This is a genomic window from Xylella taiwanensis (assembly GCF_013177435.1).
GTDB classification, from domain to species: domain Bacteria; phylum Pseudomonadota; class Gammaproteobacteria; order Xanthomonadales; family Xanthomonadaceae; genus Xylella; species Xylella taiwanensis.
Window position 1 is genome coordinate 1,582,389 of the sequence record NZ_CP053627.1, and the last position, 18,298, is coordinate 1,600,686.

Here is an 18,298-nt window from a genome sequence, read left to right on the forward strand (position 1 = left end):
ATCCGGTTGGAAATGCAGCACATTTGGAAGTCCCTATGTAGCAACGAGCCGTGGAAGTCGCCAGCACCACACCGCCATCCGAATACCTACCTCCAACGCAAGACGATCCATACGCCAGCATCCAAACACAGCGCCAAACTCATCACATCCAAAGCCTATGCGGATCGGCGGCATGACTCGACCTCATATCGAATCAAAGACTTTTAGAGAAAAAGGAAACCCAGGGCGCGAAGTACCAATTGTCATACCTTCAGTCTCATTTACGATGTGGTTTTCTCTAGAAAAACCATCGGACATTCAAAATCGAACTCGCCGAGCTTGACCGGAAACAAAAAACACCCTTTTATTAACCTATTTTTTATTTACTTTCCCTTATCGTTAATGAGTATGATTAAGCGCTTAATAACTTCCATACTGACTCTCGGCCTCGTCGCCTGTGCATCGCAACCCTCATCCAAGCGGCCAGCGAGTCCAACGCCAACAGAACCGACGAAAACGACAGAACCGCCCAAAGTCACAGAACCTCCACTGGATTTGTCCCCCGTTCCGTTTGAAATCGCTCGTACCAATTTCATACGCGATACCGCTACCAAGTACGGGTTGGACCCGCGATGGATCGAAGCAACCCTGGCTCAAGCTCAAATCAAAGATGGGATATTGGCAGCAATGTCGCGCCCAGCCGAGCAAGTCAAACCGTGGAGCGAATACCGGTTGATGTTCGTCAATCAGCAAAGGATCGATAGTGGACGTAAGTTCTTAGCCTCTCACAAGATGCAACTGAAACGCGTTGAGGCTGCTACTGGCGTGCCAATGGAGTTAATCGTCGCGATTATGGGTGTGGAAACCGACTACGGTACTAGTCGTGATAAATACCGGGTACTGGACGCGTTATACACACTCGCCTTTCGATACCCACGCAGCGGCGATCCAAACAAGCTCAAACGCGAAGTGCAACGTGAGTTGTTTTTCCGCGATGAACTCGGCCAGTTATTTGCACTCGGTAAGGAAGAAGGCCTGGATGTGACCACATTGATGGGCAGCTACGCCGGTGCCATGGGCATGGGTCAGTTCATGCCCTCCAACTATCGTGACTATGCAGTAGACGGTGACGGTGACGGCAAACGTGACCTGTTCACCAACAAGGAGGACGTATTCGCTTCCATCGCCAATTACTTCGTCAAAGAAAAGGGCGGTTGGGTGCGTGGCGGTCTGATCGCGGTACCAGCCACCCTCACTCCGGGTTACCAGGAATTTACTCCTCCCGACTGGATCCCACGTTACACCCTGACCGAGTTGGCCGCGCGTGGCTACCATGCCAATGCACCCGTGACGGACGGCACCACCGCCACCCCGATTAGTCTGGACGGCACCACCGGTAAACAATACTGGCTGTGCTTCCAGAATTACTACGCAATTACCCGATATAACCCCTCCAAAATGTATGCGATGGCAGTATTTCAACTCTCCGAAGCCATTGCCGGCCGCGCACTCCCCAAAACATGAACACACGTTGGTACTTCATAGCATTTGTTTTTGACCTGATGGCGTGCAGCACCACACCACACAAAGGTGGCACATACCCAGGTACACCCACGTCCAAGATCGCTGACAGAAAGCACTCGGAAACCGCAACTCTTTGCCCACCAACCTCTCCGTACGCACCGGCTAAAGAGCTACCCAGTACCCGCAACGGCTACACCAAAAATGGCCTGTATAAGCCTGGTATCAAAGATGGTGTGCCAGACGAGGTACCCGATGTCGCCTGTATCCCAGAGCCCCTTGTGACCGTCGAACCACGCTCGGTCATCGGCAACCAATCACCGTACGTGGTATTAGGTAAATCCTACCGAGTACTTGACGAAGCCAAAGGCTATGTGAAGCGAGGCATTGCCTCATATTACGGAACCAAATTCCATGGCCGGCTGACCTCCAACCGCGAGGTCTATGACATGTACGCCTTCACCGCCGCACACAAAACGCTACCACTCCCCAGCTTCGCCCTGATTACCAATTTGGACAATGGCCAATCGGTCGTGGTAAGAGTCAATGATCGCGGCCCGTTTCACGACGATCGATTGATCGATCTCAGCTACGCCGCAGCAGTGAAACTGGGCTTTACCGAAAACGGACTCGCAAATGTCGAAGTCCGTGTACTCAGCGAAGACGACAACCCAATGCTGCTGGCGCGGAATAACAGGCGTATCGCACCGACAACCGCAAGTGCCCTCGCCTCCACGGGTCCAACGACGACGGCACAAACACCAACCAACAGCATCTCAGCCACTGTCAAGCCTGATAACCCCATCAATCGCCTGCAATCACTACCGACCAGCAGCCCCTCGGTCACCACGCTCACTCCCATTGTGCCGGTGACGACCATCACCACCCGGCCACCTGAGGCTCCTATCATTGCAGCTGCAAGCGTCTCCAAAGCAACACCACCCAGTGAAACAACGCAAGCTCCTCTTACAGGGACCCTCCATGTTCCTGAGGTCGCCACCACCACGCTGGACAGCATCCTAGTGCAAGTGGCCAGCTTCGCAAGCCGTGAGAACGCCAACCGCGCACTGACCCAACTGACCTCCGCCGGCATTGTCGGAGCCAGCATCAGTGCTATCGTCAGCAGCGGACGCACTCTGTGGCGACTGCGCGTTGACGCACCAGACCATGACACCGCCTTAGAACTGATAAGACGCATTACTCCTCTCGGATTAGGCCGTCCACAAATCGTTGGCCTATGATCGATCGATACTGGATCGACATAGGCGCATGTCTATCCAGCTCCAAAACCCATGTTCGTTGACTCGCAGCAGCATACACCGAGCTTCGGAGTCAGCCTTGCTGACAATCCGTGAGTTAACGCCTCGGTGTTTGAGATGATCCAACACCACTCAATGTCATACGACACTGTTCGCACACCACTTCCAGCGAGCCTCACCACCATCCCGGTTCCCAGCGGTCGAACACAAAACATCCAACCCGCTCCTCAAACACCATCGCTTAGCGCGCAATAGCAATACCAAAAGGCAGATTTGGTATACACCACACCATACATACCAAGATCACTTTGGCATCACCACCCGCACAACAGCTGCTGTGAATGCATCGCCTAGGCACCTCTCAGTTGACAATCGCCACACGAAACTCAAAAAGAAAAATACACACCCATTACAAATCTGCCTGACATATTCCACCAACCAACACCTGACCTCGCCCCAAATCAAAACACCCAACACATGAATTCAGCCAAAGCGGGGCATACTCAACTGCATCAAAAATACCTGCAACAACTGCGGTTCCATACACAACATAAACACCACACCAAAAGCAGCACCAGAAAGATGTGCACTATGATTAATCCCATCACCGCCGCGGCGCCCCATCCAAATGCTATAACCCACATAAAAAACAGCGTAAAAAATCGCAGGCGTAGGGATAAAGAACACAACAATTGACGCCCAAGGCTGCAACAATACCGAAGCGAACAACACAGCAGACACAGCCCCTGAAGCGCCAAGACTCAGATATTGTGGATTTTTCTGGTTCTTGATATAGCTGGGCAGAATCGAAACCAACAGCGCCCCTAAATAAAACAAAGGGTAAGTCAATACGCTACCAGTGAGCTCACCCATTACTGCCTCAATCATGCGGCCAAAGAAATACAACGTCACCATGTTGAACACCAAATGCGAAACATCGGCATGCACAAAACCATAAGTGATCAACCGATCGTATTGGCGATCGCGGTCAACCGCCGGTGGCCAAAAAATCAACCGATCACGCAAACGGCCATTGTTGAAAGCCAACCAGAACACCAGCGCATTAATAGCGATCAAAATCAAAGTAATCATCAAACAGTCCGGAAATGGGGAAAATACCCGCGCAAGCACTCGCAACAACACGCCAGCAATGCTCAAACAAACCAATAATAGTCGACTATGCAGCAACCGACCGAACACCAACAACGCCAAACAGCGCCCAGCGGCGACGCGGCCTTGCTGAGTAGTGCCCACTCCGGCGTCCTTACATACCCCGGCGCGCATCTCATACCAGCGTTGCTACGGTTGTAGCCGTCGCCCAGACGGCGGTAACGGTGGGTGTCTTGGAAGGCCTTCAATACTGAGGTCACCACCAATGTCGACGATGGAGAGGTCTCAGAAAACGGAAAATAAAGCACGCTAAGCTGATTGCAACAGTCGTAGTGGCCTGAACTTGTCCGCACCGATCTTGGCTCTGCTGCGCCAGAGGTCATCGCCATTTAAATTGATGACTCCCAACCAAGCGGCAACAGATACTGCAACAGAGCGTCACCGTAGATCACGTGACTACGGAAATGCTCGAAACGACTACGAAAAAAATGGCCAACACAGAATGCACCAACCTGATAACAGTTAACGAGCCGCGAAACAAACCAACCACATAGCGAAATACACATACTCAACATGCGCGACAGCCTGCACGTGACCTGACCGTCGAAGCCTAGCTTCACCACCAAATCGGCGCAGCCTATGACGCGCTGAAAGCCGATCCCTCCAAAGCTGTCACCCCTGACCAAGTACGCGTACGCCTCGCCGCAGAACATGCGAAGCCACGATGAGCGACAAGATTGTTGTTTCGCCAGAGACCGAAAAGCAGCTTGGCGAGCTGTACCGCCACATTGCAACGGCGACTTCACCTGACGTTGCAACTCGCTACACCGAAGCAATCGTCTCTCCTGAAAGTCTAGACACGTTCCCCCTGCGCGGTACCATGCGCAATCTGGCGTGCGCATCTGGTTTCCATCATCGGCGTGTTCTAAGGCGGCCAAAATTACGAAACGATCCTGCACAATCACGATGACGCGAACTAGGACGTGATAAACCTCTTCGCCATTTAGAATCGCATACAAGCACCTGAAAGAAGACAACCCATTCCGTTTAATCATTCCACTGACGCCGCGTCACCCCAATCAAATCACCTCAGGTCCACTCGAAATAAAATTTTCCATTCTCCCCTTTAAGAATCCATACCGCTTCGCCGGGACACTCATCTGTAAAAAACCAGAGTCCTCCCCCGCCCAGATCAACCTCTTCATCTGAAGCGGGAAATGCTTTTCTAAATAGATCCACTAATTCTTCCTTGGTCCCCCTAACAAATTCATCTTTTTTGGCAAGTATCAGATCTCCATCATCAAGTAATTTCCGCAATAAAAACAGGAAATCATTTTTTCTTTCTCCAAATGAATCCTTATCTACTTGCGCAGGAGAAATTCCATGTACCTCCCCGATATTAAACCAAAGAAAACTTAAAGGATGTCCTGCATCCTCATAAATAAAATCTATTTGCTCCTGATTTAACATGTAATCACCTGAATTTAAGTTCGACAGATTTTCTATTTGCAACAGGGGTCAAAGAGGGACTATTTAAAATATAAATCGCCCACCTCGCTTTATTCCATTTTTTTGGAGAAGGAGTAAGAGCCCTCAAATGCAAAATGGTTCCATCATCACATTTAGCCGTATAAAGGCCATGCTTAACCTCCTTTAAAGGTGCATTTCCTGACAATTGCTGCGCATAGTTTTTAATTTGATCATCGGTTAACACCTGAGAATCAAAAACCCTGAGAGTATCACTCATATTGCTTTCTCCTGGAACAATGAACAATGTATGATTTGGTTGACTTGTACAACCACGCCTTCCTATCGGTTCGATTCAACGGCAACGCCTGCAGCAGTATCGCATGCAGAGTTTTTATTCAACAACATTTAAATAAAACCCCAAGATGGGTATTCACCGTCACACCCGCACTGGCACCGGCGCCGTCCCCCCTTGGGGATGCGGCACCGCTGCAGCAACACCGCTCACCTCAAGAGGCAGTGCAATTACTGAGGCATCATCAAAAACACCATCCGTAATAATCCTCACCCCCTTCTTCTCCTTCAAACAACCAGACTGCGACGAATGGACACTCCTCCATCACTAACCAAGTTCCTCTCTCTAGCGCTGCATCCGAGGCAGGAAAACATTGTCTGAACCGCTCCACTAGGTCCTCGGTGGAACCCTCCAGGATACGCTCGTCTTTTCTGTGACCAAGCTTCAGCTTGCCCTCATCAAGTAATTTCCCCACTAAAAAAAAGAAATCATTCTTTCTCTCTTCAAATGAATCCGGATCTATTTGCTGAGGCCCAATTCCATGAGCATCCCCTATATCAAACCAAAGAAAATGCAAAGGATGGATTAAATCCTCATAAATAAAATCTATTTGTTCTTGGGTTAACATAAAATTACCTATCACCTGAATTTAAGTTCAACTTTTTGTTGATTTACAACATCTTTCAAGGCCGGACTATTTCTTATATCAATCGTCCACCTCGCTTTAGTCGCTGCTTCTGAAGAAGACACAGACCTCAAATGTAAAACGGTTCCATCACTCAGGTCAGCTCTATAAACCCCTGGGCTCATTTGCTTAAAAGGTGCATTTCCTGCCAATTGCTGTGCATAGTCTCTGATGTTCTGATCAGTTAACTTCTGCGAATCCAACACCTTAGTCGTGCCGCTACTATTACTTCCCCCTTGCACTTTGGGGTCATACGGGGTGGCTTTGAACTCCACGCCTGAAATCACTAATTCATCCTTTGAGTTACGCTTGCCAAAGAAATCTTTGAACTCGTCAAATCGCTTTTTTTGCTGCTGCGCTAAAACACTGCCAGACGAATGGACACTCCTCAAACACTAACCACAGTCCTTTCTCTAGCGCTTCATCCGAATCAGGAAAACAGCTTCTAAACATCTCTACTAACTCCTTGGTAGGCCCCTCCATGATACGCTCGTCCTTTCTGTGACCAAGCTTAAGTTTGCCCTCATCAAGTAATTTGCCCACTAAAAAAAAGAAATCATTCTTTCTCTCTTCAAATGAATCTTTGTCTATTTGCACAGCAGAAATTCCATGTGCATGCCCTACATCAAACCAAAGGGAATCCAAAGCGCCACCTAAATCCTTACAAATAAAATCTATTTGTTCTTGAGTTAACATCCAATCACCTCTCACCTAAATTTAAGTTCAACTTTTTTATTTGTAATTTCTCTTAAAGAAGGATTATTGTCTATATCAATCGTCCATCTTGCTTTAGTCAATTCATTTGAAGAAGAAACAGACCTCAAAATCACCTGCGTTCCATCACTCAGTTCAGCATTATAAACACCTGGCCTTACCTGCTTTAAAGGCACATCTCCGGCCAATTGCTGCGCATAGTTTTTAATATCCTGATCAGTTAAGACCTGGGAATCAAATACCTTCACATGACCCGCTTTATTACTTCCCCCTTCGGAGCAGGGCGAGATATGTTTTAGATTGATACCAGAAATAAACTATTGATTATTTAGGCGACACCAATCAAAAACACTATAAATTTATTCAGCAACGCTTAAATAAAACACCAGGATAGACGGTAATACCCGCACCGGCACCGCCCCCTTGGGGATGCGGCACCGGTGCAGCAACGCCGCTCACCTCAAGAGGCAGTGCAGTCACGAAAGCATCATCAAAAACACCAATCGTAATCATCCTCATCAGGTTCTCCTTCTACTTCGGTTTTAAACAACCAGGCTGCGACGAATGGACACTCCTCCATCACTAACCAAAGTCCTTCCTTTAGCGCTTCATCCGAATCAGGAAAACATTGTCTGAACCGCTCCACTAGCTCCTCGGTGGAACCCTTCATGATACGCTCGTCTTTTCTGTTACCAAGCTTCAGCTTGCCCTCATCAAGTAATTTACCCACTAAAAAAAAGAAATCATTCATTCTTTCTTCAAAGGAGTCAGGATCTACTTGATCAATAGAAATTCCATGCGCATACCCCACTTTAAACCAAAGAAAATGAAAAGGATGAATTAAATCCTCATAAATAGTATCTATTTGCTCTTGACTTAACATAAAATCACCTGAATTTAATTTCAAAAGTTCTTTGATTTGCAATCTTCTGCAAAGATGGATTGTCTGTTATATCAATCGTCCACCTCGCTTTAGTCGCTGCTTCTGAAGAAGACACAGACCTCAAACGCACACTGGTTCCATCACTGAGTTTAGCCAGATAAACCCCTGGGCTGACCTGCTTTAAAGGGACATCTCCGGCCAATTGCTGTGCATAGTTTTTAATTTGATTATCAGTTAATGCCTGTGAATCAAACACCTTCACATTACCCATTCTATTACTTCCTCCTTCAGAGCCGCGCGGTGTGGCTTTGAACTCCACGCCTCCAACCACTAAGCCATCCTTTGCATTGCCCTTACCAATCACGCCTTTTACGTTATCCAGGCGCTTTATGCGCTGTTGCTCTAAAACACTGCCAATCGGCTTTGAGGTGAGATCAGGCCCTTTAGGATTGTGTGCAATTTGATCAAGGGCTTGTTTCTCGGCTTTGGCAATGTCATCGGCTTTGCCGGAGATCCAGCGACCGCCGATTTTGGCCGCTCTCACGCCGTATTTGGCCAGGTTGCCGATCATCACCGAGGCGATGTATTCCTCGCCTTTTTCTAGGGCCACTTGTTCTATGGTCTTTTCCCCTGAACGAATCGCTTTGATGTCTTGCCAGGCGTCATAGGCGGTCAGGCCTTTATCGGCTAACCAAAGGGCCCCAATAAGCACGGGGACGAAGACCGCGTTGTTTTCGGTTTCTAGGCGGGCTGCTGCACTGCTCACCGCCGCGTCGCCACCGGCGGCGGCGGTGATGCCGGCCACCAGGCTGGTGACGGTATCGGTGCGCTGTTGTTTTTCCGCGGCGCTCAGGCTGGCGACGTCGGCGCCGGTGGTGCGGTCTAGTAGGTTATTGATGACCACGGCCGCCGCCGCGCCAGTCGCGCCGGCGCCGCACCCTTGGCCTTGGGCGGCAGCACCAGCGCAGCCCAGCAGGCCTTGCAGGGCGGCACGGGCCGGTTCGCTGTCTAGTTGGTCGGCCAGTGTTTTGACTTGGCTGGCGCCTAGGCTTTGCAGGTAGTTAACCGCAGCGCCTTGAAGCATTTGGGTGGCGCTACCGGTCACGTGGCTGCCAGCGGCCAGGTTCAGGGCGGTCACAATCGTTCTGCCGGTGCCGCCTACGTCCCAGGTGGCGTTGTCTTGGAGGCGTTGGTGTAGGGCCGCTCAGGGCCGGGTCAGGCTACCGCCGCCCTACCCTTGGGCGGCAGCGCAGCTCAGATTTAGTTCTTTTACTCAATGCATGATTTTTCTAACGCACCTCACTTGGAATCTGCGTCTCTGGCTTGCGGTATGAATGCAGTTTTCTTTCAAATTCCCAGGGCTTTAAAGGCTTTAGTTCATCCTCCATTTCCATTTCTTTATAAACCCATTGTTGAGTTTTTTTAATAGCATCAAGAAATTCTTGATCTAATGTCCACGCCTTGGAGTGAATCACCCAGGGATTTTCTCGATATAAAGCAAGTGTGACGTCGAAGGACTGCTCTATAGTATCTTTACCTTCATACCGGGCGATGAGGCTGTCAATCTCTGGCAAAAAATAACACAGCGCTAATTCCTGTTCCGGCACCATCATCCGGGTGTCCGTATCAAGGGTTTGTCCATATGGCTCCTTCAGAAGCAGATCAACACCAATGACAAAAATGAAATGCTTTGATGAAAACTCGGCTTCTTTAAGTCTTCCCCTTGGATCTACAGGATAACTTTCAACAAAACCAAATTCAGCAAGCTTACGATAGCATTGAACTACTCTTAACCAGTCTTTTTCCACTGTTTCCACTGTGAGGGATTGCTTACTCATGGTTTCACCATTTTTCCTGTAGCTGCGTCATAAACATATCCATTCTTTTTGAGATACTCGATTTCACGGCCAAAGCCGGTCAGGGTTCCATCTGCTCTAAGCATATTTCCTGATATCTTTGGATTTGGATTAAAAGGGGCTTTGTTTGGCGTTGTTGCCAGCACAATGTCATCTCCTCTTTTTATAGCGGCATCAAGGAAGGGTTTATTGACCTGTTGCCAGAATTTCTCTGGGCCTAATGCGGCGTACAGACTATCTGGGGTATTCAGTAAATTAAACGAGCCAGGTTGTGTGGGGCCATCAATAATCATTCGGGCGACGCTAATTAACAACACACCCTATTTTATTCAACAGCCTTGAATAAAGGTATTCACCGTCATACTCGCACCGGCGCCGCCCCCTTTAGGGACGCGGCACCCGTGGATTAACACAGCTCACCTCAAGAGGCAGTGCAATTACTGAGGCATCATCAAAAACACCATCCGTAATCATCCTCATCAGGTTCTCCTTCTACTTCTCTTGTAAACAACCAGGCTGCAACGAATGGACAATCTGCAAAGAACCAAAGTCCTGCCTCTAGCGCTTCATCCGAAGCAGGAAAACATTGCCTGAACCGCTCCACCAATTCCTCGGTAGGACCCTCTATGATAACCTCGTCCTTTCTATGACCAAGCTTAAGCTTGCCCTCATCAAGTAATTTCCCCAATGCAAAGAAGAAATCGTTTCTTCTTTCCTCAAACGAGTTCGGATCTACATCCACAGAAGAAACTCCATGGGCATTCCCTATATAACTCCAAACCAAATGAAACCCCCCCCCTAAATCCTCATAAATAAAATCTATTTGCTCTTGGGTTAACATCAAATCACCTATCACCTGAATTTAAGTTCAACTGTTTCTTTTGTGATGTCTCTCAAAGAAGGATTATTGTCTATATCAATCGTCCACCTTGCTTTAGTCACGTCTTGTGAAGTAGAAACAGACCTCAAATGCACAATGGTTCCATCACTCAAATCGGCCCTATAAATGCCTGGCCTCATCTCCTTTAAAGGTACATTTCCTGCCAATTCCTGCGCATAGTTTTTAATTTGCTGCTCGGTTAAAGCCTGAGAATCAAATACCTTCGCATTACCCGCTTTATTACTTCCCCCTTGCACTTTAGGGTCATACGGTATGGCTTTGAACTCCACGCCTCCAACGACTAAGCCATCCTTTGCATTGCCCTTACCAATTACGCCTTTTACGTTATCTAAGTAATTTTGCTGCTGCGCTACAACATTCCCAATCGGCTTTTGGATTAAATGTTGAGCATCCTGCGCAATCGCCTCCGCGCGGCCCAGCTGATAGGCCTTAGACGCGGCCATGCCTTCCAAGACATCTTTACTCAGATTGATGCCTACGTTGGTAAGGGCCGCGCCGCCTTTGGCCACGCCGCCCACCCCCAAGACAACTGAACCAATATCCCAGACCAGGGTGCCAAGATCGCGACCGTATTGCTCGGCATGCTGATTACCTCCAACGGTCAGGGCCGTCTGCATGCGATCAATCTTGTGATCTATCTCCTGAAAAACGCTGTCGCTTAATTGCTGGCGTACTTCTGGGTTGGTGATCAGCTCCTTCAGGCCACGAAGGCCAGCCATGGGGTTGGAGAGAAATTGCACCAGTCCTTGAATATCGCTGAGGCCTGATTCGGCTAAGCCTTTGACTAATCCAACGCCCGTTAATCCTTCTTGTCTTGCATAAATGGAACCCCATTTGGCCGCCACTTGCAGTGATTCCAAGAGGCCATTGGCCGCTGCAAGCTCCTGATTCATTTGCGCGTTTTGCTGGGTGGCAAGCCAGTTGTTATCCAGCGCCGCAGTGGCTGCATGGGTGGCACTGGCTGCATGGGCATCGCCGGCGCTGGCAATGCCCGTGACCAGGGAAAGAATCAGGTTGCGTTTTGCTTCACGCTGCTGGGCGGTTTCATCGGGCGTGGTGGCGCTGAATAAACCGGTGAGTACGCTGGAGGCCGCCGCGCCCGTGGCCCCGCTGCCGCAGCCTTGCTGGCTGGCCGCGGCACCGGCGCACGCCACGATGGCATGCAAGGCCGCGTGTAAGGGCGTGCCTTCGGTGAGTTGCCCGTTGGCGACCAGGTGACCGATATAGGAGGCGCCTTGTTGCTGTACGTAGTTCACCAGCATGGTGTTAGCTACCTCGCGCGTGGCAGCGCTGGCATTGCCACTGATGCCGGCGGCTAAGGCGGTAGTGATTTGCCGATAGGTGCCGCCGGGGGCCCAAGTGGCGTTGTCTTGGAGGCGTTGGTGTAGGGCCGCGATTAGGGCCGGGTCACGTTGGTGTTCGGGTTTGGCGCGTTCGCTGTCTAGGGCCTGTTGGGTTTGGGTGGCTTCTTGAGCGCGGTTGTTAATAAAGGTGCCGACTTCGCGCTGTAGGCCGCTGACGACGTTTTATGACTTCCCGCTTTATATCCCGGCAGGGTTGATTTTAGATTTAAACCAAAAATAACCCATTGATGATTTAGGCGAGGCGACCCAAACACACCCTACTTTATTCAACAGCCTTGAATAAAACACCTTGATGGGTATTCACCGTCACACCCGCACCGGCACCGCCCCCTTGGGGACGCGGTACCGGTGCAGCAACACCACTCACCTCAAGAGGCAGTGCAATTACTGAGGCATCATCAAAAAGCCCACTCGTAATCATCCTCATCAGGTTCTCCTTCTATTTCGGTTTTAAACAACCAGGCTGCGACAAATGGACACTCCTCCATCACTAACCACAGTCCTTCCTTTAGTCCTTCATCCGACGCAGGAAAATATTGTCTGAACAGCTCCACTAGCTCCTCGGTGGGACCCTGCATAATACGCTCGTCCTTTCTATGACCAAGCTTGAAACGACCTCCATCAAGTAATTTCCTGATGATAAACAGGAAATCGTTTTTTCTTTCCTCAAATGAGTCCGGATCTACTTGATCAGCAAAAACTCCATGCGCCTCCGTTACATAATCCCAAAGGAAATGCAAAGGCTCTCCTTCACTGTCACAAATAAAATCTATCTGCTCTTGGGTTAACATCACATCACCTCTCACCTAAATTTAAGTTCAACTGTTTTATTTGTAATCTCCATCAAAGAAGGATTCTTCTCTATATCAATCGTCCACCTCGCTCCGGTTTCTTTTTGTGAAGAAGAAACGGACCTCAAACGCACACTGGTTCCATCACTGAGTTTAGCCAGATAAACCCCTGGGCTGACCTGCTTTAAAGGCACATCTCCGGCCAATTGCTGCGCATAGTTTTTAATATCCTGATCAGTTAAGGCCTCTGATTTAAACACCTTCACATGACCCGCTTTATTACTTCCCCCTCTCACTTTGGGGTCATACGGGGTGGCTTTGAACTCCACGCCTGCAATCACTCATTCATAATTAAGCTGATTTAACTAGCCGCTGGTAACATCATGTCATCAGCGGCCTTGATGCTCATCCAAACAAATTGCGCAAGGATTCATTAATCTCATCCCCGGTGATGACTTCATCGGACTCTTCGTAATCCTCGGGCTTGTTGTAGTCAAATTCGATATTGAACTTAACTTGACCGGATTCAGCATTGGGACGAATAGTACATGTCAAACCCCAGATACGATCTCCAGTGAACTTCATAAGTTCATCCCTAATATAAAAAACAGCATCGGCAGCACGACAACGAAAATCCTTAGACCCACCAATCCATTTCTCATCCACACGCCCGTCTTTTACTAACCACCATTCAGATGAAACCATTTTAGAAAAAACACCATATTTACCCACCACTTCATCCCAAGCGCGCTCGCCTGGAAATGCCATCACATCATCTGCAATGGCCTGATACGCTTCTTCGACATTTTGAAATTCAAATTCGCTATTCATTGATTAAATATCCTTACAAATTCTTTACCATCAATCGTTGCTTCAACGACAAACTTATTCGGTCTCACGCCACCAGTGGCCGGATAACCCAGATCGATTTTGACACTCACGGACTTACCGTCATGCAATGCTTGATGAAAATGATGTTCCATTTTTCTCCAATCGGTTCTGTTCAAAATCTGTGCTTGGGGCACGAGATTGATCCTATCACCGGCTCCGCCTAGGCTGGAGGCAATCAAATGCCCGCCTTCATCGCCCAGTTCGCCACACTTACCCATACAGCGTTGCTGGTAGGTATTGCGATCCATCTTTTTTGAAATCAAATCTGCTTGCACATTTTTTACTCGGCCTGCTGTGTCTGTCACATACCCATGACCGTTATCCAACACATAGGCTGTCTTAGGTTCCAGAGAACCATTGACCGCTTTATCCCAACCAGTGTTCTTGCTGCCTGTGGTGATTTGTTTGACCTGGCTGACATCGGCCCGCTTGGCTAACTGATCAGTCAATGCCTGACGCCGGGCGACAACATCGGTTGCACCGGAGATCCAGCGACCGCCGATTTTGGCCGCTCTCACGCCGTATTTGGCCAGGTTGCCGATCATCACCGAGGCGATGTATTCCTCGCCTTTTTCTAGGGCCACTTGTTCTATGGTCTTTTCCCCTGAACGAATCGCTTTGATGTCTTGCCAGGCGTCATAGGCGGTCAGGCCTTTATCGGCTAACCAAAGGGCACCAATGAGCACGGGGACGAAGACCGCGTTGTTTTCGGTTTCCAGCCGGGCTGCTGCACTGCTCACCGCCGCTTCGCCACCGGCGGCGGCGGTGATGCCGGCCACCAGGCTGGTGACGGTATCGGTGCGCTGTTGTTTTTCCGCGGCGCTCAGGCTGGCAACGTCGGCGCCGGTGGCGCGGTCTAGTAGGTTATTGATGACCACGGCCGCCGCCGCGCCAGTGGCGCCGGCGCCGCACCCTTGGCCTTGGGCGGCAGCACCAGCGCAGCCCAGCAGGCCTTGCAGGGCCGCACGGGCCGGTTCGCTGTCTAGTTGGTCGGCCAGTGTTTTGACTTGGCTGGCGCCTAGGCTTTGCAGGTAGTTAACCGCAGCGCCTTGAAGCATTTGGGTGGCGCTGCCGGTCACGTGGCTGCCTGCGGCCAGGTTCAGGGCGGTCACAATCGTTCTGCCGGTGCCGCCTACGTCCCAGGTGGCGTTGTCTTGGAGGCGCTGTTGTAGGGCCGCGATTAGGGCCGGGTCACGTTGGTGTTCGGGTTTGGCGCGTTCGCTGTCTAGGGCCTGTTGGGTTTGGGTGGCTTCTTGAGCGCGGTTGTTAATAAAGGTGCCGACTTCGCGCTGTAGGCCGCTGACGATGGTAAAGCCGGCTTTGATCTCTTGTTCGTTGAAGATCGGCTGCAGGGTGTGGCTGGTGTCTTGGCCGGTGAGCACGTCGTGGTTGAGGGCGGCGATGGTCTCGGCGGCGGTCTGCCCGGTGCGGGCCTGTTGGCCGGCTTGGTCACGGATGGTGATGGCGCCAGCGCTGATGCCGCTTTGGGTGGTGCTGTGGCTGGCGTCGCGGGCGTTGATGACGCCGGGGGGAGCCACGCTCACGCCGTGATAGCCCGGCAGTTGGGTGCCAGGCACCTGTTCTGCGGTGGCGGCGCGGCCTTGTTGGTCGGTCCCCACGCCGCCGGGGCCACGGCTGTAGCCGCCGCCTAGGCTCACGTGGCTGGCGCTGTAGGAGGCGTGGTTGTCCAGCGCTGTTTCGCTCAGGGTGGCGGTGTCCAGGGCGTTTAGGCCCGCTTGGGCGGCGGCGGCGCTGGAGGTGATCAGGCCACCCATCAGGGTGGTGTGCCCGCCCACGGTCACTTGAAAGCCCCCATCACCAGCCAGCAGGCCGCTTTGTTCGGTAACGCTGCTGTAGTCGCTGCGGATGGTGTGATGGTTGAGGTGGGCGCTGCCAGAAACACCAACCCCAGCGGTGAAGCTGCCGCCGATGCTTTGATCTTTGCTGCGGTACTGGTGGGTGTCTTGGAGGCTTTCGATGTCTAGGTTGCCGCCAATGGTGGCCATCAGCTGGGGGGCGCTGGCCACGGCGCCGCGTAGGATGGTGTTGCCCCCAGATTCCAGCACCAGCAAGCGACCGCCCTGCACGCGGGTGTTGGTCCAGGTGACATCGGTACTGGCGCCGCTGCCTTTGGAGGCGCTGCCCTGGACGGTGAGGCCGGCGCTGGCGCCGCCGGTGCCCAGGTTCACCGCCACTCCCACGCCGTGACCGCTGCCGCGGCTGTCGCGGGTCATCTGTTCGGTGTTTTTGGCCGCCGCCATGACAAGGTCGCCATCGGCTTTGAGGTGGGTGACGTTGCCAGCGCTGATCTGGGTGCCGCTCAGGGTCAGGGTGGACTGTTCACCGGCGCCAGTGGCGCTGATGGTGATGTTGCCGCCGGCGTGGAGGGTGGATGCAACGGCGCGGTCGCTGTGGGTGGTGGTGGTGCTGTGGTATTGGGTGGTGCCCAGGGTCGCCGTGAGGTTTACGCCGCCCAGGACCTTGGGGTCGCTGCCGATGGCATCTACGGCGTTTCTGGCGGCCAGGGCGGCGGTGATTCCCGCTAGGGCCTGGAGGCGGGGGGTGGAGGTCCGCCCGGCGGCCGCTGTCATGTGCTGGGTGGTTTGGAAGGCCGCAATCGCTGGATTGCTCAGGCTCGCGGTCAGGCCGCTTTGGCGAAACTTAGTTTCCTGAGTGGTGTGCTCGGTCTCACGGGCTTCGACAATGGCTACTTTTTTGCCGTGGATGTCAATGTTGCCTTCCGGGGCAATCAGGTCGATGCCAGGGGCCTGGACGGCGCCTTTGCTGGAGGAGATGAAGATGTTGCCATTGAGGGCGGCCACGGTGTTGCCCGACCCTAGGGCGGCGGTGTTGGTTTCGCCCACGGCCACGGTGGCCATGTCCATATCACTGTCATCGCCCGGCCTAAGGCATCACACCGGCGCTCACTGCTTTTGGATGACCACCGATTGCAAGATGCCGTCCATCAGCTTGCGGGCGCGTTGGTAATCCTCGGTGTTCTGTTGCCGCGCGGCTTCAATAAAGTTGAAGTTGACGGTGATGTAGTAGCCGCTGTCGCCAATGGGGGTCATCCAGGTTTCTACGCCATCGCCGACCGGCGTTGGGATACGTGCCCGGTACCAGGTCCAGGCGTTACCCCAGCGGGTTTCGGTCCGCGGGGCCTCCAAGAAAGCGCGATTGGACGGGCGACCCTGATAGGACTCATTGATCAAATCCGTCACCCTTTGAACCTTTGTCTGGATACTTTCGCTGGCCGTGCTACGGATCCCAAAGTTAATGTCGTTGCGCCCCGCAAACTCTGCATCGCACAACGCATTGAACTCCACCCCGGCGACTTGCTTTTTGACCGTGCCATCGGGCTGGGGGGTGCTTCTGTAATACGGGTAGCCGATGAAATGGGCATATTTTCTAGCAACCATTGGCGGACCATCTCCAATGCTGGCCACGATTCCTGGGACATCTTCTCCATTACTACGCCGCTCCATCACCATCTGGACATTGTCCGGCGGCGAGCTGGGGTAACAGCGGAAGATATTGATGCCCTTGATAAAGGCGTGTTTGACCGTGTATTGGCCTAAAAAATCCACCTTGAAGGATTCCAGGCTCAGGTCGCGGTTCTCCCAGGGGCCGGCCAGCATCGGTTTGCCGGTGCGGGAGTCGATACGGGGGCCGGGGCCGCTGCATGCCAGCAGTACGCTGCTGGCAAGTATCAGGACACCTAGCTTGATGCGGCGGTGCATGGACATTACCGCGCTCACTGTTTTTGGATGAGCACCGATTGCAAGATGCCGTCCATCAGCTTGCGGGCACGTTGGTAATCCTCGGTGTTCTGTTGCCGCGCGGCTTCGATAAAGTTGAAGTTGACGGTGATGTAATAGCCGCTGTCGCCAATGGGGGTCATCCAGGTTTCCACGCCATCGCCGACCGGCGTTGGGATACGTGCCCGGTACCAGGTCCAGGCGTTACCCCAGCGGGTTTCGGTGCGTGGGAGCTCCAAAAAATTCGAGTTGGAAGGGCGACCCTGATAGGACTCATTGATCAAATCCGTCACCCTTTGAACCTTTGTCTGGATACTTTCGCTGGCCGCGCTACGGATACCAAAGTTAATGTCGTTGCGCCCCGCAAACTCTGCATCGCACAACTCACTAAACCTCACTCCGGCGACTTGCTTTTTCACCGTGCCATCGGGCTGGGGGGTGCTTCTGTAATACGGGTAGCCGATGACATGGGCATATTTTCCAGCAACCATCGGTGGGCCACCTCCAATGCTGGCCACGATTCCTGGGTTACTGGAGCCATCTCGATATGACTTCATCACTACCTGCACATTGTCCGGCGGCGAGCCTTGGTAACAGCGGAAGATATTGATGCCATTGATAAAGGCGTGTTTGACCGTGTATTGGCCTAAAAAATCCACCTTAAAATATTCCAGGCTCAGGTCGCGGTTCTCCCAGGGGCCGGCCAGCATCGGTTTGCCGGTGCGGGAGTCGATGACGGGGCCGGGGCCGCTGCATGCCAGCAGCAGGCTGCTGGCAAGTATCAGGACACCTAGCTTGATGCATATGTGCATGGGGATTACCGA

General features: G+C 51.9%; 26 protein-coding genes. 3 read left to right on the forward strand and 23 right to left on the reverse strand.

Going from position 1 to position 18,298, the window contains the following annotated elements; genetic code table 11:
• Positions 1-387: 387 nt before the first annotated feature.
• Positions 388-1,503: a lytic murein transglycosylase B gene (mltB, locus tag PLS229_RS06910; RefSeq protein ID WP_038273033.1), complete on the forward strand. Its 1,116-nt coding sequence runs from the start codon at positions 388-390 to the stop codon at positions 1,501-1,503.
• The gene (locus tag PLS229_RS06915) at positions 1,500-2,741 is read left to right on the forward strand and encodes a septal ring lytic transglycosylase RlpA family protein (protein ID WP_038273031.1); all 1,242 of its coding nucleotides are present in this window, start codon (positions 1,500-1,502) and stop codon (positions 2,739-2,741) included. Before mltB ends, PLS229_RS06915 begins: the two co-directional genes overlap by 4 nt.
• 501 nt (positions 2,742-3,242) lie before the next feature.
• Here PLS229_RS06915 and PLS229_RS06920 read toward each other — a convergent pair.
• Positions 3,243-3,851 (reverse strand): rhomboid family intramembrane serine protease, encoded by a 609-nt coding sequence (locus PLS229_RS06920; RefSeq protein ID WP_038273050.1) that lies wholly within the window; start codon positions 3,849-3,851, stop codon positions 3,243-3,245.
• A gap of 407 nt (positions 3,852-4,258) precedes the next feature.
• Positions 4,259-4,582, reverse strand: a complete 324-nt coding sequence (locus tag PLS229_RS06925; RefSeq protein ID WP_038273029.1) for a hypothetical protein — start codon at positions 4,580-4,582, stop codon at positions 4,259-4,261.
• 11 nt (positions 4,583-4,593) lie between these two features.
• On the opposite strand from PLS229_RS06925, the gene PLS229_RS06930 reads away from it, so the two are divergent.
• Positions 4,594-4,839 carry a hypothetical protein gene (locus PLS229_RS06930; RefSeq protein WP_230428217.1) on the forward strand — a complete coding sequence of 82 codons (246 nt, stop codon included), beginning with the start codon at positions 4,594-4,596 and terminating at the stop codon, positions 4,837-4,839.
• A gap of 119 nt (positions 4,840-4,958) precedes the next feature.
• On the opposite strand, the gene PLS229_RS06935 is transcribed toward PLS229_RS06930, so the two are convergent.
• The 21 genes from PLS229_RS06935 to PLS229_RS07030 form a co-directional block, all read right to left on the reverse strand.
• A complete protein-coding gene (locus tag PLS229_RS06935; protein WP_038273027.1) occupies positions 4,959-5,339 on the reverse strand; it encodes a DUF596 domain-containing protein in 381 nt (126 codons plus the stop codon).
• A 4-nt stretch (positions 5,340-5,343) separates the two neighbouring features.
• Positions 5,344-5,616 carry a hypothetical protein gene (locus PLS229_RS06940; protein WP_038273025.1) on the reverse strand — a complete coding sequence of 91 codons (273 nt, stop codon included), beginning with the start codon at positions 5,614-5,616 and terminating at the stop codon, positions 5,344-5,346.
• Between the two features lie 159 nt (positions 5,617-5,775).
• On the reverse strand, positions 5,776-5,904 hold the full coding sequence (locus PLS229_RS12455; RefSeq protein ID WP_267903151.1) for a hypothetical protein: 129 nt from the start codon (positions 5,902-5,904) through the stop codon (positions 5,776-5,778).
• Positions 5,876-6,259, reverse strand: a complete 384-nt coding sequence (locus PLS229_RS06945) for a DUF596 domain-containing protein (RefSeq protein WP_038273048.1) — start codon at positions 6,257-6,259, stop codon at positions 5,876-5,878. Before PLS229_RS06945 ends, PLS229_RS12455 begins: the two co-directional genes overlap by 29 nt.
• A gap of 11 nt (positions 6,260-6,270) precedes the next feature.
• On the reverse strand, positions 6,271-6,603 hold the full coding sequence (locus PLS229_RS06950) for a DUF769 domain-containing protein (protein WP_038273022.1): 333 nt from the start codon (positions 6,601-6,603) through the stop codon (positions 6,271-6,273).
• Positions 6,604-6,649: 46 nt separating this feature from the next.
• Entirely contained in the window at positions 6,650-7,012 is a 363-nt protein-coding gene (locus PLS229_RS06955) for a DUF596 domain-containing protein (RefSeq protein WP_051482393.1), read from the reverse strand.
• Between the two features lie 11 nt (positions 7,013-7,023).
• Complete coding sequence (locus tag PLS229_RS06960) at positions 7,024-7,278, reverse strand: hemagglutinin (RefSeq protein ID WP_230428218.1); 255 nt, start codon at positions 7,276-7,278, stop codon at positions 7,024-7,026.
• A gap of 115 nt (positions 7,279-7,393) precedes the next feature.
• Positions 7,394-7,549 carry a hypothetical protein gene (locus PLS229_RS06965; RefSeq protein ID WP_160165232.1) on the reverse strand — a complete coding sequence of 52 codons (156 nt, stop codon included), beginning with the start codon at positions 7,547-7,549 and terminating at the stop codon, positions 7,394-7,396.
• Positions 7,521-7,913, reverse strand: coding sequence for a DUF596 domain-containing protein (locus PLS229_RS06970; RefSeq protein WP_038273019.1), 393 nt, complete (start codon positions 7,911-7,913; stop codon positions 7,521-7,523). Before PLS229_RS06970 ends, PLS229_RS06965 begins: the two co-directional genes overlap by 29 nt.
• Before the next feature lie 4 nt (positions 7,914-7,917).
• Complete coding sequence (locus PLS229_RS06975) at positions 7,918-9,051, reverse strand: DUF769 domain-containing protein (RefSeq protein ID WP_114867139.1); 1,134 nt, start codon at positions 9,049-9,051, stop codon at positions 7,918-7,920.
• A gap of 151 nt (positions 9,052-9,202) precedes the next feature.
• Entirely contained in the window at positions 9,203-9,751 is a 549-nt protein-coding gene (locus PLS229_RS06980) for a hypothetical protein (protein ID WP_038273182.1), read from the reverse strand.
• Entirely contained in the window at positions 9,748-10,062 is a 315-nt protein-coding gene (locus tag PLS229_RS06985) for a hypothetical protein (protein WP_038273185.1), read from the reverse strand. The genes PLS229_RS06980 and PLS229_RS06985 overlap by 4 nt, the downstream gene beginning before the upstream one ends.
• A 158-nt stretch (positions 10,063-10,220) precedes the next feature.
• Entirely contained in the window at positions 10,221-10,610 is a 390-nt protein-coding gene (locus PLS229_RS06990) for a DUF596 domain-containing protein (RefSeq protein ID WP_038273188.1), read from the reverse strand.
• Positions 10,611-10,621: 11 nt separating this feature from the next.
• Positions 10,622-11,932, reverse strand: coding sequence for a DUF769 domain-containing protein (locus PLS229_RS06995; protein ID WP_230428219.1), 1,311 nt, complete (start codon positions 11,930-11,932; stop codon positions 10,622-10,624).
• Positions 11,933-12,296: 364 nt separating this feature from the next.
• Positions 12,297-12,461: a hypothetical protein gene (locus PLS229_RS07000; protein ID WP_160165238.1), complete on the reverse strand. Its 165-nt coding sequence runs from the start codon at positions 12,459-12,461 to the stop codon at positions 12,297-12,299.
• Complete coding sequence (locus PLS229_RS07005) at positions 12,433-12,825, reverse strand: DUF596 domain-containing protein (RefSeq protein ID WP_038273239.1); 393 nt, start codon at positions 12,823-12,825, stop codon at positions 12,433-12,435. Before PLS229_RS07005 ends, PLS229_RS07000 begins: the two co-directional genes overlap by 29 nt.
• 11 nt (positions 12,826-12,836) lie before the next feature.
• Positions 12,837-13,166, reverse strand: a complete 330-nt coding sequence (locus PLS229_RS07010) for a DUF769 domain-containing protein (protein WP_114867141.1) — start codon at positions 13,164-13,166, stop codon at positions 12,837-12,839.
• 64 nt (positions 13,167-13,230) lie between these two features.
• On the reverse strand, positions 13,231-13,656 hold the full coding sequence (locus PLS229_RS07015) for a hypothetical protein (RefSeq protein WP_038273237.1): 426 nt from the start codon (positions 13,654-13,656) through the stop codon (positions 13,231-13,233).
• Positions 13,653-16,601: a hemagglutinin repeat-containing protein gene (locus PLS229_RS07020; RefSeq protein ID WP_114867142.1), complete on the reverse strand. Its 2,949-nt coding sequence runs from the start codon at positions 16,599-16,601 to the stop codon at positions 13,653-13,655. The genes PLS229_RS07015 and PLS229_RS07020 overlap by 4 nt, the downstream gene beginning before the upstream one ends.
• A gap of 39 nt (positions 16,602-16,640) precedes the next feature.
• Positions 16,641-17,462 (reverse strand): DUF769 domain-containing protein, encoded by an 822-nt coding sequence (locus tag PLS229_RS07025; protein WP_114867143.1) that lies wholly within the window; start codon positions 17,460-17,462, stop codon positions 16,641-16,643.
• Between the two features lie 8 nt (positions 17,463-17,470).
• On the reverse strand, positions 17,471-18,286 hold the full coding sequence (locus tag PLS229_RS07030) for a DUF769 domain-containing protein (RefSeq protein ID WP_038273126.1): 816 nt from the start codon (positions 18,284-18,286) through the stop codon (positions 17,471-17,473).
• Positions 18,287-18,298: the final 12 nt, after the last annotated feature.